General features: G+C 70.8%; 11 protein-coding genes. 8 read left to right on the forward strand and 3 right to left on the reverse strand.

Features of this window, described 5'->3' with window-relative positions; all coding sequences use genetic code 11:
* Positions 1–69: 69 nt before the first annotated feature.
* From KBX46_RS13350 to KBX46_RS13360, 3 genes are all read left to right on the forward strand, one after another.
* Entirely contained in the window at positions 70–684 is a 615-nt protein-coding gene (locus KBX46_RS13350; protein WP_210792737.1) for a YdeI family protein, read from the forward strand.
* A gap of 162 nt (positions 685–846) precedes the next feature.
* Complete coding sequence (locus tag KBX46_RS13355; protein WP_210792738.1) at positions 847–2,286, forward strand: AMP-binding protein; 1,440 nt, start codon at positions 847–849, stop codon at positions 2,284–2,286.
* Between the two features lie 253 nt (positions 2,287–2,539).
* Complete coding sequence (locus tag KBX46_RS13360) at positions 2,540–5,761, forward strand: BTAD domain-containing putative transcriptional regulator (RefSeq protein ID WP_308159492.1); 3,222 nt, start codon at positions 2,540–2,542, stop codon at positions 5,759–5,761.
* 104 nt (positions 5,762–5,865) lie between these two features.
* Here the strand turns inward: KBX46_RS13360 and KBX46_RS13365 are convergent, their stop codons facing one another.
* The gene (locus tag KBX46_RS13365) at positions 5,866–6,045 is read right to left on the reverse strand and encodes a hypothetical protein (protein ID WP_088947704.1); all 180 of its coding nucleotides are present in this window, start codon (positions 6,043–6,045) and stop codon (positions 5,866–5,868) included.
* 273 nt (positions 6,046–6,318) lie between these two features.
* Here KBX46_RS13365 and KBX46_RS13370 point away from each other — a divergent pair, with 273 nt between their 5' ends.
* From KBX46_RS13370 to KBX46_RS13380, 3 genes are read left to right on the forward strand one after another with little or no spacing between them, the layout of a single operon-like run.
* Positions 6,319–6,657 carry a hydroxyisourate hydrolase gene (locus tag KBX46_RS13370; RefSeq protein ID WP_099857337.1) on the forward strand — a complete coding sequence of 113 codons (339 nt, stop codon included), beginning with the start codon at positions 6,319–6,321 and terminating at the stop codon, positions 6,655–6,657.
* Between the two features lie 58 nt (positions 6,658–6,715).
* A complete protein-coding gene (locus KBX46_RS13375; RefSeq protein ID WP_307871530.1) occupies positions 6,716–8,491 on the forward strand; it encodes a 2-isopropylmalate synthase in 1,776 nt (591 codons plus the stop codon).
* Positions 8,492–8,536: 45 nt separating this feature from the next.
* The gene (locus tag KBX46_RS13380; RefSeq protein ID WP_210792740.1) at positions 8,537–11,311 is read left to right on the forward strand and encodes a LuxR family transcriptional regulator; all 2,775 of its coding nucleotides are present in this window, start codon (positions 8,537–8,539) and stop codon (positions 11,309–11,311) included.
* A gap of 155 nt (positions 11,312–11,466) precedes the next feature.
* Here the strand turns inward: KBX46_RS13380 and KBX46_RS13385 are convergent, their stop codons facing one another.
* Positions 11,467–12,324 (reverse strand): metallophosphoesterase, encoded by an 858-nt coding sequence (locus KBX46_RS13385; protein ID WP_307871529.1) that lies wholly within the window; start codon positions 12,322–12,324, stop codon positions 11,467–11,469.
* A gap of 214 nt (positions 12,325–12,538) precedes the next feature.
* Here KBX46_RS13385 and KBX46_RS13390 point away from each other — a divergent pair, with 214 nt between their 5' ends.
* Together KBX46_RS13390 and KBX46_RS13395 are read left to right on the forward strand one after the other, a co-directional pair.
* Complete coding sequence (locus tag KBX46_RS13390; RefSeq protein WP_210792742.1) at positions 12,539–13,507, forward strand: ATP-binding cassette domain-containing protein; 969 nt, start codon at positions 12,539–12,541, stop codon at positions 13,505–13,507.
* 13 nt (positions 13,508–13,520) lie between these two features.
* Positions 13,521–14,273, forward strand: coding sequence for an ABC transporter permease (locus tag KBX46_RS13395; RefSeq protein WP_099852477.1), 753 nt, complete (start codon positions 13,521–13,523; stop codon positions 14,271–14,273).
* 78 nt (positions 14,274–14,351) lie between these two features.
* Here KBX46_RS13395 and KBX46_RS13400 read toward each other — a convergent pair whose 3' ends face one another.
* Entirely contained in the window at positions 14,352–14,726 is a 375-nt protein-coding gene (locus tag KBX46_RS13400) for a DUF5988 family protein (RefSeq protein WP_088947709.1), read from the reverse strand.
* Positions 14,727–14,801 lie beyond the last annotated feature (75 nt).

Here is a 14,801-nt window from a genome sequence, read left to right on the forward strand (position 1 = left end):
CGTTCGCGGATCGCCGGACCGCTGGGTGTCCCGGTGTGGACGCGGTCGGCGGCGGGTTAGCCTGCTGTCGTGGCGGGAGCTGAACTGGATGAGTTGATCGTCGCGGACGGCGACGGGCTGCGTGCGTGGTTGTTGGCCAACCACGCCACGTCACCGGGCATCTGGCTCGCACTGGCCAGGAAGGGCGGCAGCGTCACCACGCTGACCTGGCAACAGGCGGTTGACGAGGGGCTGTGCTTCGGCTGGATCGACGGGCAGGCCCGTAAGCGGGATCAGGAGAGCTCCTGGATCCGGTTCACCCCACGCAGGCCCCGCAGCTCGTGGTCGCAGCGCAACGTCGCCAACGTGGCTCGGCTGGAGGAGCAGGGTCGGATGCTGCCTCCGGGCCGCGCAGCGGTGGACGCCGCGAAGGCGGACGGGAGGTGGGCGGCCGCCTACGCTCCTCCCTCGGAGGCCGAGGTGCCGGCCGACCTTCTCGCCGCGATCGCCGCCGACCCCGCTGCCCAGGCCATGCTCGACGTCCTCACCAAGGCCAATCGATTCGCTCTCATCCACCGCGTCAACGGCGTCAAGCGGGCTGAGACGCGGGAGCGGAAGATCCGCGAATTCGTCGCGATGCTGGCCCGCCACGAGACGTTCTATCCGCAGAAGGCCAGACCAGCGGATCCGCCGCCATCGGCATAGCGCATCCGTCCGAGGGCGGCGGCAGAGGCGCAACGGCTGTACCGGATGACTGGTGGGCCGACGACGGGGATCCGCCGTGTCAGGAGTTAGGGGTGGGCCGACGCCGGCCGGGTCCGTAGATTCAGCTTCGGTTGCGTTTGTGCGGCCGCGAGGGGGCTGGCCATGCTGTTGCCGTCGTTGTCCGGAGACGTGCCCGATCGTGCGGACGCCGTACGCGTCGACGGCGACGCCATCTCCCGGGAGGCGTTGCGGGCCGCTGCGGGCGCGGTGGCCGCCGACATCGCCGGAGCCGGGACGGTGGCGGTGCTCGCCACCCCGAGCGTGGCAACGGTCGCCGCCATCGTCGGTGGCCTGTTGTCCGGGGTGGCGGTGGTTCCGGTGCCGCCGGACACCGGCGCCGCCGAACTCGCCCACGTGCTCACCGACTCGGGGGCCCAGCTGCTGCTGGCCGGTGAACCGGACGCGCCGGTGCTGGCGGACTGTCCGATACCCGTGGTGCCGGTCGACCCGGGCCGGCGTGGCGAGGTGCCGACGAGCGGCCCCGCCCCGTCCACGACCGGGTTGATCCTCTACACCAGTGGCACCACCGGCCCGCCGAAGGGCGTGCTGTTGAGTCACGCGGCGATCCGGGCCGGTATCGACGCGGTCGCGCACGCCTGGGACTGGACCGACGAGGACGTCCTCGTGCAGGGTCTGCCGCTCTATCACGTACACGGTCTCATCCTGGGTCTGCTGGGGCCGCTGCGCGTCGGTTCGCCGCTGGTGCACACGCGGCGGCCGACCCCGGGCCGGTACGCGGCCGCCGGCGGTTCGCTGTACTTCGGGGTGCCCACGGTGTGGAGCCGGATCTGTGCCGAGCCGACGGCCGCCCGTGCGCTGTCCGCGGCCCGGCTGCTGGTCTCCGGCAGCGCGCCACTACCCGCGCCGGTCTTCGCCAAGCTGGAGGGGCTGACCGGGCACCGGCCCGTCGAGCGGTACGGCATGACCGAAACCCTGATAACGCTCAGTACGCGCGCCGACGGCCCTCGTCGAGTCGGGTCGGTCGGCCGTCCGGTACGCGGGGTGCAGGCCCGGCTCGTGGACGACGCGGGTGCGCCGGTGCCGGCCGACGGGCAGACCTTCGGGGCGTTGCAGATCCGTGGCGAGACGCTTTTCGACGGCTACCTGCACCTGCCCGACAAGACCGCCGAGACGTTCACCGCCGACGGCTGGTTCCGCACGGGCGACGTGGCGACGGTCAGCGAGGCGGGGGAATACCGCATCGTCGGGCGGGCCAGCGCCGACATCATCAAGAGTGGCGGGTATCGGATCGGTGCCGGTGAGATCGAGGACTGCCTGCTCACCCATCCGCAGGTGCGCGAGGTGGCGGTGGTCGGCGCCCCGCACGACGACCTGGGCCAGGAGGTGGTGGCGTTCATCGTCGGCGAGCAGTCACTGGCAGCTCGTACGCTGGTGACCTATGTGGAAAAGCGGCTGGCCCGGCACAAAAGGCCGCGCCGTGTCCACCTGGTGGAATCGTTACCGCGTAACGCCCTCGGCAAGGTGCAAAAGACAACTTTACTGTCGCTGATGGAATCGGGGACGTTGCCGGGCGGTAACTGACACATGGCATTTCGATGACCTGCCTGGCCGAAAGGTCGAGTTTGGCTGGGACCTTCGGTCAGCTAACCGGCTCTCATATTTTCGACCCGTGGTGACTGCTCGTAGTCTCTAGGCGAACACGGGGGGTGAGTCGTGTATCTAGATGTCTCTATCTCCAGGCCGGGCTCGCTACGGTTGCAGGGCTGGATCGCCAGCCGACCGAAAGTACGGCGCCGAGCGACTCCGACGTCGCGTCACCGCGGGGGAGGTGCTCGTGGAGGTACGGGTTCTGGGGCCGCTTGAGGTTCTGATCGACGGCAATCGGTTGGACCTGGGCGGACACCGGCAGCAGATCGTGTTCGCCAGCCTGGCGCTGGAGGCCAACCGGGTCGTCCCGGTGGGGCGCCTGATGGAGGCCATCTACGGCGACGACCTGCCCAGCACCTCGCGGGCCCAGGTGCAGATCTGCGTCTCGGCGCTCCGACGCCTGTTCAACACCCACGACCATCCGGACACCATCGTCACCCGGTCCCAGGGCTATCTGCTCCGGGTCACCGATGGCGACCTGGACCTCGACCGGTTCGTCAGTCTCGTCGAGGGCGGTCGCCGGGCCCGTTCCAGCCAGAACTTCGACGAGGCGGTCCGACACATTCGCGCCGCCCTTGCTCTGTGGCGTGGCCGTGCCCTCTACGGGCTGGAAAGCCGGCTGGTCCAGTCGGCGGCCAACCGCCTCGACGAACGGCGGATCAACCTCCACGAGGACTGCGTCGAACTCGAACTCGAACTCGGCCGGCACCGCGATCTCATCCCCGAGCTCTCCGACCTGGTCGAACAGCACCCGCTGCGCGAACGGCTCCGTGGCCAGCTGATGCTCGCCCTGTACCGATCCGGCCGTCAGGCCGAGGCTCTCGGCGTCTACCGGCAGGCCCGCCGCACCATGATCGATGAGCTGGGCCTCGAACCGAACCAGTGGCTTCAGCAACTGGAACACGCCATCCTCACCTCCGACGAGGAACTCGCCGCACCGGTCTCACCCGCGCCCGCCCCGCCATCGGCCGTCCCACCAGCGCCGATCTCCCCAGCGCCGCCGCTGCTGCTGCCCGTGCCGGTCCCGCCGGCGCTGGTCGTCGCACCGGTGGACGACCTTGCCCTCGGCGCGATCACTCCGCCGGTGATCGTCGCTCCCACCGAACCGGTCGTCCCGGTCACCGTGCCCTGCCTGCTACCCACGGACATCGCCGACTTCACCGGCCGGTCCAAGCAGATCGACGTGATCGAGCAGCAGCTGTTGATGGCCGCCGAGAGCCCGACGCAGTTCGCGGTGCCGATCGTGGTGGCAGCCGGTAAACCGGGCATCGGCAAGACCACCCTGGCCGTGCACGTGGCGCACCGGGCCGCGGCGCGGTATCCGGACGGCCAGTTGTTCGCCGACATGCACGGCCGCAGCCCACAGCGCGTCGGCCCGATGCAGGTGCTGGAACGCTTCCTGCGGACCCTCGGCGTCCCCGGGACCGCGATGCCCGAAGTGCTGGAGGAGCGCGCCGAGCTCTACCGTGACCTGCTCTCCGACCGCCGGATGCTGATCGTGCTGGACAACGTGGCCGGTGAGAGCCAGGTGCTGCCGTTGCTGCCCGGCACCCCCCATTCGGCGGTGCTGGTCACCAGCCGCAGCCGCCTGGCCGGGCTGCCGGGCGCTATCCACCTCGACGTCGACGTCTTCGACGAGGAGCACTCGCTGGAACTCCTGGCGCACGTCGCCGGACGGGAACGGATCGACCAGGAGCCCGCCGCGGCCGCGCAACTGGCCTACCTGTGCGGGAACCTGCCCCTGGCGCTGCGGATCGCGGGCGCCCGACTCTCCGCCCGCCAGCACTGGACCGTCGAGCACCTGGTCGAGCGGCTCGACAACGAGGCGCGGCGGCTGGACGAGCTGAAGCACAGCGGGATGGGGATCAGGGCCAGCATCTCGCTCACCTACGACAGCCTCACCGAGGAGGCCCGCCGGCTCTTCCGTCGACTCGCGGTCCTCGACGTCCCGTCGTTCTCCGGGTGGGTCAGCGCCGCACTGCTGGACGAGCCCGTGATGGACGCCCAGGACCTGCTGGACGACCTCGCCGAGGCGCAACTGGTGGAGAGCACCAGCATGGGGCCGGGGCAGGTCCCGCAGTACCGGTTCCACGACCTGATCCGGGTCTTCGCCCGCGAACGGCTCGCCGCCGAGGAGACCGTCGCCGACCGCAACGCCGCCCTGTGCCGGGTGCTCGGTGCCCTGCTGTTCCTCGCCGAGGCCGCCCACTGCGGCCTGCACGGCGGCGCCTACTTCGTCCTCAACAGCGACGCACCGCGCTGGCCGTTGCCGGACCGGCTCACCGGCCAGCTGGTCACCCATCCCCTGAACTGGTTCGAACGGGAGCGGCACTCGCTGGTCGCCGGTGTGCGTCAGGCCGCGCAAGCCGGCTTCACCGATCTGTGCTGGACGCTCGCCCACACCGCGGTGACCCTCTTCGAGCCGCGCATCTACCTCAACGACTGGCGGGAGACCCACCGCGTCGCGCTCGCCGCCAGCCTGGCGGCGGGTGACAGCCGGGGACAGGCCGCCATGCTCTACTCCAACGGCTCACTGTGCCTCGCCGAGCAGCGGTTCGACGAGGCGCGCCGCGACCTGGAAGCCGCCGGGGCCATCTTCCGTGGGCTCGGCGACGAGCAGGGGCTGGCACTGGTTACCCGCAACATCGCGTTCGCCGACCGGATCCGGGGCGACCTGCCGGCCGCCACCACCCGCTACGAGCACGCGCTGGCGAGCTTCCGGCGCAGCGGCGACCTGGGCGCGGCCGCCTACGTGCTGCACAGCCTGGCGCAGGTGCACACGGAGAGCGGCAATCCGCACGAGGCGCTGAGCATCCTGCCGGAGGCGCTGGCGTTGAGCCGCAGCGCCCGCAGCCGTCGGGTGGAGGCACAGGTGCTGCACCGGATGGGAGACACCTACCTCAACACCGGGGATCCTCTCGCGGCGGCGAGCGCGTTCGCCGAGGCGCTGGCGGTCGTGCAGGACATCGGTGACCCGGTCGGTGAGGCGTACGCGCTGCACGGGATGGGCGTGGCGCACATGACGGCCGGTGATCTGGTCGCCGCGGAAACCGCGCTGCACAGCGCGCTGAGCCTGGCGAGCACGGCCGGCGAGCGACTCATCGAGGCGCGGGTGTCGCTGGCTCTCGGGGAGCTCGCGCTCGAACGCGGCTACGCGACGCAGGCGGTGGTGCACCTGCACCGTGCACTGGGACTGTTCCGGGGCATCCGCGCGCCGAAGTTCGAGCAGCGGGTGCTGACCAAGCTGACCGAGGCGTACGTGGCGGCCGGCGGCCGGGACCACCCGGCGTCCGTGGCGGCCGAACCGGTGCGAGACAACGTCGTTCCGCTGGTGCGTCAACCTCGGCCGCAACGGCCGGATCGCACGGGCAGCGGTTCCTCGGTGGTGCAGGGTATTCGTCAGGGCTGAAACTCGGGGTGCTACCGGCCGGCTCGTCAGCCGTACCGGGCTCCCGGGACGTGCGCCCGGTGGCCGTTGATCAGATGGCCCGCCGGAACCCCACGCGGTGACGATCAGCCCCAGGGCTGGCTGGGGGAAGGGGTCGTGCTCGGCGTGGGGGTGGCCGCCGGGGCCGGGGCGGTGGCGCCGTCGGCCTGTGCGGCGGTCGCTCCGAACAGCCCGACCGTGATGGCGGCGGCGACGACGGCGAGGGCGATACGGGCCTTGACGGTGATCGAGACGTTGTTGCGCATGGCGATGTTCCTCCAGCTGAGGGGGGATTTCGTTCCGCCGTGTTCGGCGATGTCACCAACGTAGGAACGAGCCCCATCACCGCGTTATCTGTTCACCTGCCAACCCCTATCACCGCTATCGGATAGCGGCGGATAGCCGGCGATAGAACGGCGAAGGCCATCCGATAGCCAGCCGGCGCACAGTTCTGCCCAAGGCCGGGAATCCGGCAACCAACCGTCGCCCGTTCGCACTGCGGGCACGAGCGACGGGACTGACTGGCAGGTGAAAACGACATGAGTGTTTCGGCGCAAGCTTTGGACGGTGTGTTCGGCCGCCCCGCGGCGGGCATCCGGGCGCGACTCGAACGCGCCTCTGACGGCGGCTGGAAGCCGGTCGCCGACGCGGAGTCCGACCCCGACGGCCACATCGACGACTGGGCGGCAGAGCTTCTGGAGAGGGGCCCCTACCGGATCGTCTTCGACAGCGACCACTACTTCTCCGGCCTCGGCGTCAGCGCCGCCTACCCGGAGATCGCTGTCACCTTCCGCGTCCAGGACGAGTCCGACACCTGCCAGGTCCAGGTGCTCCTCACTCCCTACTCGTACTCGATGTACTTCGGCACCCGGGGATGAGTCAGGTGGCGCCCGGGCCGCAAGTCCCGGCTCCTCACAGCGAGGAAAGGAACCCATCGTGAACCCGAGTCGACGATCTGCCGGCCGCTACCTGCCCGCCGCTCCGGTGAGCCTGCCGGATCGAAGGTGGCCGAGCCGTACGGTCACCACCGCGCCCCGGTGGCTCTCGACCGACCTGCGCGACGGCAACCAGTCGCTGGCCAACCCGATGAGTCCGGCCAGGAAACTGGCCATGTTCCGGTTGCTCGTGGAGATGGGCTACAAGGAGATCGAGGTCGGTTTCCCGGTGGCGAGCCAGGACGATCACGACTTCGTCCGGCTGCTGATCGAGGACGACCTGATTCCGGACGACGTCTGCATCACGGTGCTGACGCAGGCCCGCGACGAGCTGATCCGCCGCACCGTGGAGAGCCTGGCCGGCGCTCCCCGCGCACGCATCCACATCTACAACGCCACCTCGCCGCTGTTTCGCCGGGTCGTCTTCGGCATGACCCGGGCCGAGTGCCTGGACCTCGCGGTCCAGGGGACACGGCTGATGATGAAGTACGCGGAACGCACCCTCGCCGGCACCGACCTGCGCTACCAGTACTCGCCCGAGCTGTTCAACGACACCGAGCTGGAGTTCTCACTCGAGGTCTGCGAAGCGGTCATGGACGTGTGGCAGCCGGAGCCGGACCGACCGATCATCCTGAACTTCCCGACCACTGTCGAGCGGACCATGCCGAACATCTTCGCCGACCAGATCGAGTGGCTGGACCGCAACCTGTCCCACCGCGAGCACGTGTGCCTCTCGGTGCACCCGCACAACGACCGCGGCACCGGGGTCGCCTCCGCGGAGCTGGCGACCCTCGCCGGCGCGCAGCGGATCGAGGGCTGCCTGTTCGGCAACGGCGAGCGGGCCGGCAACGTCTGCCTGGTCACGCTTGGGCTCAACCTCTACACCCAGGGCGTCGACCCGGGCATCGATTTCTCCGACATCAACCGGATCCGGCGCACCGTCGAGTACTGCAACGAGTTGCCGGTGCACCCGCGCCACCCGTACGGCGGGGACCTGGCCTACACCGCGTTCTCCGGCTCCCACCAGGACGCCATCAAGAAGGGCTTCGACGAGCGAGCCCGGGCCGCGATGGCGATCGGCGCGTCCGTCGACGACCTGCCCTGGGAGGTGCCGTACCTGCCGCTGGACCCGGAGGACGTCGGCCGCACCTACGAGACCGTGGTGCGGATCAACAGCCAGTCCGGCAAGGGCGGCGTCGCCTACGTGCTGGCCAGCCGGCACGGTCTGCGCCTGCCGCGCGACCTTCAGCTGGAATTCGCCGGCGTGGTCCAGGCGCAGGCCGACGCCGCCGGGGTGGAGATCCCACCGGCCCGCATCGGGGAGCTGTTCCTGAAGGAGTACGTCGTGCAGCGCCCGCTGTCGGTGCCGTTGCGCTTCCGCGACATGGTCGCCACCGAGCTGCACGTCGGCGGCGGCGGGTTCACCGTCGGCGCCGCCCGGGCCGACGCGGTCGAGCAGATCCGCACCACGATGCTGTCCTGGGGGATCGACGTGCGCGCCGTGCACCGCACCGGGGTTGGCGCCGTGTGCGAGCGCGACGACGTGGTCGTCTACGCCGAGTGTCGCCTCGGCACCCGTACCGTCTGGGGGGTCGGCATCGACGCCGAGCCGGACACCGCGGCCTTCGCCGCCGTCCGCGCCGCGCTCAGCCGCGCCCTCCGCTCCGGCAACGCCCTGGAAACCGTCGGGGATCTCGACGCCCCGGCGATGCACCCCGCGCCGCCCCGGCTGCGCCCGGTCCTGGCCGGCACCGTCGGCCTCAACCTGGCCGGCTGAACACCAATCGAGGCCGTTCACCACACCAGACCTGGGGAGATCCACATGGGACTCGTTGAAAGAGACAAGGCGGTGGCCGGCCTCGAGGGTCTGCTCACCGAGGCGGTCGCGGGCCGTGGCCGGGTGGCGATGATCACCGGCACCGTCGGCACCGGCAAGAGCGAACTACTGCACACCCTGGCCGACCGGGCGGTCGACTTCGGTGCACTCGCGGTCACCGCGAGCGGCGCCCACGCCGAGCGCAACCTGCCCCTGGCGCTGCTCAGCCAGCTCTTCCACGACGCGCCCCTGCAGGACCGTGAGCGTGAGCGGGCGATGAGCCTGCTGCACGAGGGAACGGTAGCGGCCCTGGCCGCCGACAACCGCGACGACAACGAGCACATCGACGTGCAGATCGTGCACGGGCTCTGCACCATCCTGCTGGAACTGGCCGAGCGCTACCCGCTGGCCCTGCTCGTCGACGACGTGCACCAGGCCGACCGCGCCTCGGTGGTCTGCCTGGCGTACCTGGCCCGCCGCGCCCGGTTCGCGCCGGTCCTGGTCGCCTTCACCCAGACCGAGTTCGGACGCAGCGCGGAACCGTCCTGGCAGGCGGAACTGCTGCGCCCGGGGCACGGCAGCCGGGTCAAGCTGACCCCGCTCACCGGCCTCGGCGTCCAGCAGTTCGCCGCCGAGACGGTCGGAGCGGAGGTCGCCGAACGGCTCGCCGGCCAGTGGTACCAGCTCACCGGCGGTAACCCTCTGCTGGTCAGCGGCCTGCTGGAGGACTACCAGACCGCCACCGAGGAGACCGGCGCCGCGCCGGACGAGGTGGTGGTGGGGGAGCGGTACGCCCAGGCCGTCGTGTCCTGCCTGCGCCGCGGCGATCCGCAGCTGCTGGAGGTCGCCCGCGGCGTCGCCGTGCTCGCCGACACCGAAGCGCTCGACCGGCTCCTGCGCACCGACGCCGGCGTGGTCGCGCAGGCCATGCGGGCTCTGACCACGGCCGGCATCTTCACCCTCGGTGGGTTCCGGCACCCGGTGGCCGCGGCCGCCGTGCTCGCCGGATTCGACCAGGACGAGCGGGCGGAGCTGCACCGGCGCGCGGCGGTGCTCGCCTACGACGGCGGCGCGTCCGCGCGGGTCGTGGCCGAGCACCTGCTGTGCGCCAAGGAGGCCAGCGAGGCGTGGGGAGTGGCGGCGCTGGAGGACGCAGCCCGGCAGGCCCTGCGCGAGGGTCAGGTGGAGTCGGCCGTCAGCTACCTCAAGCTGGCCTGGCGGGCCTGCACCGACGAACGGCAGAAGATCAAGATCATGACCACTCTGGTACGCGCGGAGTGGCGGGTCAACCCCAGCTCCTCCAGCAGCTACCTGCCCGAGCTCGCCGGGGCCCTGGACAAGGGCTTCCTCCAGGGCAGCGACGCGGTGATCCTGGCCAAGGCGCTGCTGTGGCACGGGCAGCTCGCCGAGGCGGAGGTGATCCTGGAGCACCTCGCGGCCACCGGAGTGGACCTCGACCCGGCCGCCGCCGGTGAGCTGGCCATGACCCGGCCCTGGCTGCGCTGCTCGTACGCACCGCTGGCCCAGCACTTCCGGCCGGCCCCGGTGACCGTCTCCACGGTCTCGGCAAGCCGTCGCCTGGAAGCCGCCAACGCGCTGTCCACGGTGCTCAGCGCCACCCCGTCGGAGAGCGTGGCCGGGGTCGTCGAGCGCATCCTGCGCAGCTCCCGGCTCGACGAGATGAGCCTGGACACGGTGGAGAGCGCCCTGCTCACCCTCACCTACGGCGGACACGCCGAGCAGGCCGCGCCGTGGTGTGACCTGTTCATCGAGGAGGCGCACACCCGGCGCGCACCCAGCCGGCAGGCCCGGCTCTCCGCGATCCGGGCCGAGGTGGCTCTGCGCCTCGGTGACCTGCCCGGCGCGGCCCGGCACGCCCGTCTGGCCCTGGAGATCATGCCGCCGAGCAGCTGGGGGGTGGCCGTCGGTGTGCCGCTGGCCAGCCTGGTGACGGCCTGCACCGCGATGGGTCGCTTCGAAGAGGTCGCCGAGTGGTTGGACCAGCCGGTTCCGGAGACGATGTTCCAGACCCGGTACGGGCTGCACTACCTGCACGCGCGTGGTCGCTACAGCATGGCCACCGGCCACCTGCCGCTGGCGCTGCGCGACTTCCAGAAGTGCGGTGAGCTGATGACCACCTGGGAGCTGGACGCTCCGGGTCTGGTGGCGTGGCGCACCGACGCCGCCGAGGCGCTGCTGCGGATGGGACGCCCGGACCAGGCCCGCCGGCTCATCGAGGATCAGCTGGGTCGCTGCGGCAAGGACATGCCGCGCGTGCACGGCTCGGCGCTGCGCCTGCTCGCCGCGACCAGCCAGCTGCGGCACCGGCCGATGCTGCTGCGGCAGGCGGCCGACCTGTTGCAGTCCGGCGCCGACCGGTACGAGCACTCCCGGGTGCTCGTCGACCTGACCGAGGCGTACCACGCTCTGGGTGAGTCGCGGCGGGCGGGAATGATCGGCCGGCGGGCCCGGGCCCTGGCGGAGGAGTGCGACGCACAGCCACTGCTCCGTCGGCTCTCGCGGGACATCGGCTGGGACGACAAGGAGACCGCCGCGGCACAGCCGAGCGTCACCGGCAGCGCCGCGATGCTCAGCGACGCCGAACGCCGGGTCGCGGCCCTGGCCGCGATCGGCTACACCAACCGGGAGATCTCCGACAAGCTCTACATCACGGTGAGCACCGTGGAGCAGCACCTGACGCGCATCTACCGCAAGCTCGGCGTGGTGGGGCGTACCGACCTGCCGGCCCACCTCGAACTCGACCTGTCCGCGACCGTCTGACCCCGCACACCAGGCCCCGCACCGCGTCGACGCGTGGCGGGGCCGCGGTGTGCGTGGGCCATCTCAGCGGGGGTGCGCACGGCCAACGGGCCGGCGCGAACCGGGCGGGGCGGGCTTGGGGAAGCGACCATGCGACGGGGGTGCGCCCGCTTCGGTCAGGACGGCTCGCCGGCGGGAAGAATGACACGCAGCGGGTCACCGTGCCGGCCGTACAGGTCCTGCTCGCGGGGGTAGCCGAGCGAGACCTCCTCGAAGCGGACCCCGTCCTCCAGGGTGGTCCTCGGGATGTGCAGGTGGCCGTAGACCACCACGGCCGCCCGGTGCTCCAGGTGCCACCTCGCGGTGCCGGTGGTGCCGCACCACTGGGCGAACTGCGGATACCGCAGCACCCAGGTCGGCTCCCGGGTCAGCGGGAAGTGGTTGACCAGCACGGTCGGCAGCGCCGGATCGCACGCGGCGAGGCGCCGCTCGGACTCCCGCAGCCGGGCCCGACACCAGTCGTCGGCGCCCTGGTAGGGGTCCGCGTGCAGCAGGAACTCGTCGGTGCAGACGATCCCGGCCGACTCGGCCCAGTGGCGCGCCTGCTCCTTCGTGGTGCCCGGCGGGCGGAACGTGTAGTCGTAGAGCACGAACAGCGGCACCACGACGACCGGGCCGCCGGCCCCGCGCCACACCGGGAAGTCGTCCTCGGGCGTGACGACGCCCAGGTCACGACACATCCGGACGAGTTCGCGGTAGCGCTCTTCGCCGCGCAGCTGGACCGGGTCGTCGGCGGGCGTCCACAGCTCGTGGTTGCCCGGCACCCAGATCACCGTGGCGAAGCGCTCGGCGAGGACTGTCAGCGCCCACCGGACGTCGGCCATCTTCTCGCCGACGTCGCCGGCGACGATCAACCAGTCCTCGGCGTGCCCCGGGCGCAGCCCGAGCACCGTCTCCCGGTTGCGGGCATAGCCGACGTGCAGATCGCTGATCGCCAACAACCTGCCGTGCGGGACCGTGCCGGGAACACTCACGACGATGATCGTAGGCGCGGACCGGTGCCGACCGGAACGGTCGCGGACCGGATCACGGGCCATCTGAGCTGGCCTACGGGAGCTAGGGGGCCCGCTAAGGGTTGTCCGTGCACAGGCCTCTCCCGATGCTGGTTGCGATAGGCGAATGCCGGTGCCAGCGCCGTTTTCGAGGATTTCCGCCGACGGTGGGATCCCTGTCGAGAGGAGACCACCGATGATCAAGGCGCGCGGTCTGACCAAGACGTTCCAGATCAACAAGTTCACCGTCGAAGCCGTACGCGGCATCGACCTCGACGTCTCCTCCGGCGAGATGGTCGGCTTCCTCGGCCCCAACGGAGCCGGCAAGTCCACCACGCTGCGGATGCTGACCACGTTGCTGCGGCCCACCTCCGGTGAGGCCAACATCGGCGGCTGCGACCTGCTCAGCGACCCCGCCGGGGTCCGTAAGCTGATCGGCTACGTCGGCCAGAACTCCTCGGCCGGCGTCGAGTACAAGGTCCGCGAGGAGCTGGTCACCCACGCCCGACTCCAGGGCCTGTCCGCGTCGGTCGCCCGCACCCGGGTCGCCGAGATGCTGGACCAGTACGACCTGACCGGCCTCGAGGACCGCATGATCGGTGCCCTGTCCGGCGGCCAGAAGCGACGCATCGACATCGTGATGGGCGTGCTGCACCGGCCGCCGGTGGTCTTCTTCGACGAGCCGTCCACCGGACTGGACCCGCAGAGCCGCAGCAACCTGTGGGACCACATCCGCAACCTGCGCCGCGACTACGAGACGACGGTCTTCCTCACCACCCACTACCTGGACGAGGCCGACAGCCTCTGCGACCGGATCCTCGTCATCGACGGCGGCCGGATCGTCGCCGAGGGCACCGCCGACGAGCTCAAGGCCCAGGTCAACGGCGATCTGGTGACCCTGGAAACCTCCGCGTCCCCGGAAACCGCCGCCGCCGCCGAGCGACTCGACGGCGCGACGGAGGTGACCGTCGACGGCGCGACCGTCCGGTTCCGCATCGCCCGCGGCGACCGCGTGCTGCCCGGCCTGCTGCGCGAACTCGACCGCATCAACGTCGACGTGTTCTCGGTGCGAACCAGCCGGCCGACACTCGACGACGTGTTCCTGACCGTCACCGGACGCAGCCTTCGCGACAGCGAGACCGCCCCGGCGTTCCCGGGCCTGTGAAGTGAGGATCCCCATGTCGTTCCTGCGAGACACCTGGTTGACGTTCGACCGGGCGGTCCGTCCCGCCCTCCGCAGCCCCGGCACGCTGATCGTCGGTGTCGCGGTGCCCCTGGTCTACCTGGTCCTGTTCGGGCCGTTGCTGAGCGACACCACCGACGAGAGCGGCCTCAGCTCATGGCAGTGGTTCGTCCCCGGCATGCTCATCCAGCTCGCCCTGTTCATCACCGCCAACGCCGGCTTCTCCCTGATCCCGGACACCCGCTCCGGAGTGCTGGAGCGGATGCAGGTCACCCCGCTCAGCCGGGTCGCCCTGCTCACCGGCCGGGTCCTCAAGGACGTGGTGCTCCTGCTCGTCCAAGCCATCCTGATGATCGGGCTGGCGTTCATCCTCGGCTTCCGGGCCGGCGTACTGCCGATCCTGGCCGGGCTGGTCCTGCTCGCCATCACCGCGGTCGCGGTCGGCTTCACCTCCTACGGCCTGGCGCTCAAACTCAAGCACGAGTTCGCGCTGGCCCCGGTGGTCAGCGGCATCGTCGTGCCGCTGATGCTGCTGTCCGGTGTGCTGCTGCCCATGGACCGCGCCCCGGACTGGCTGTACTACCTGTCCCGGGCCAACCCGCTCAGCTACGTCGTCGAGGCCGAGCGTGAGCTGATCAGCGGCAACTACGACCAGCAGATCGTGCTGATCGGCGCGCTGGTCGCGATCGGCCTGCTGGTCCTCAGCACCACCTGGTCCCTGCGGCTGCTGCGCCGCCAGCTCGCCTGAACCGCGCCACCCCCAACGCCGCCGGCCTCGGCGCCATGCCCCTCGCAGGGGCCGTGGCACCGAGGCCGGCGGCGCTGGTCAGAAAGCCATCGAGGTACGCATCGACCAGACGAACACGTTGGCCAGCTCCGCGTCACGCTCGAAGTGCTCGTACCCGTCCAGGTGGCAGATCTTCAGCTTCTCGTTCGCCGCCAGTGTCTTGCTGACGACGAGGCTGCGCGGGATGACGCTGGGCCCACCGACGAGGTTGACCTGCACCACGGAGGTGAGCTGCTCGGCGGTCACCACCGTCCGGGAGTGGAAGGCCGCCTTCTCGAAGTCCAGCGGCGGGTTGGTCGCCGGGTTGGCGGCGTCGTGACTGAAGTAGTGCTGACCCAGGAACCTGCTCAGCTCGGCCGGCGGGCCGAAAGTGTCAGTAGAAGCATCGATCGGCGTCAACAGCGTCGTGGTCATTGTTCTGCCCTCCCGAAGAGTCACCCGGTCCTTCCGGCGGAGCCCGGATCGGCGCTTCCTCGCTGCCGTCCCGTT

Source organism: Micromonospora sp. C81, from assembly GCF_018070425.1.
GTDB classification, from domain to species: domain Bacteria; phylum Actinomycetota; class Actinomycetes; order Mycobacteriales; family Micromonosporaceae; genus Micromonospora; species Micromonospora zamorensis.

Excerpts from the sequence above, each read along its gene's own strand:
- KBX46_RS13355 (WP_210792738.1), top strand. The coding sequence starts at position 847 with ATGCTGTTGCCGTCGTTGTCCGGAGACGTGCCCGATCGTGCGGACGCC.
- KBX46_RS13365 (WP_088947704.1), bottom strand. The coding sequence starts at position 6,045 with ATGCGCAACAACGTCTCGATCACCGTCAAGGCCCGTATCGCCCTCGCC.
- KBX46_RS13370 (WP_099857337.1), top strand. The coding sequence starts at position 6,319 with ATGAGTGTTTCGGCGCAAGCTTTGGACGGTGTGTTCGGCCGCCCCGCG.
- KBX46_RS13380 (WP_210792740.1), top strand. The coding sequence starts at position 8,537 with ATGGGACTCGTTGAAAGAGACAAGGCGGTGGCCGGCCTCGAGGGTCTG.
- KBX46_RS13390 (WP_210792742.1), top strand. The coding sequence starts at position 12,539 with ATGATCAAGGCGCGCGGTCTGACCAAGACGTTCCAGATCAACAAGTTC.
- KBX46_RS13395 (WP_099852477.1), top strand. The coding sequence starts at position 13,521 with ATGTCGTTCCTGCGAGACACCTGGTTGACGTTCGACCGGGCGGTCCGT.
- KBX46_RS13400 (WP_088947709.1), bottom strand. The coding sequence starts at position 14,726 with ATGACCACGACGCTGTTGACGCCGATCGATGCTTCTACTGACACTTTC.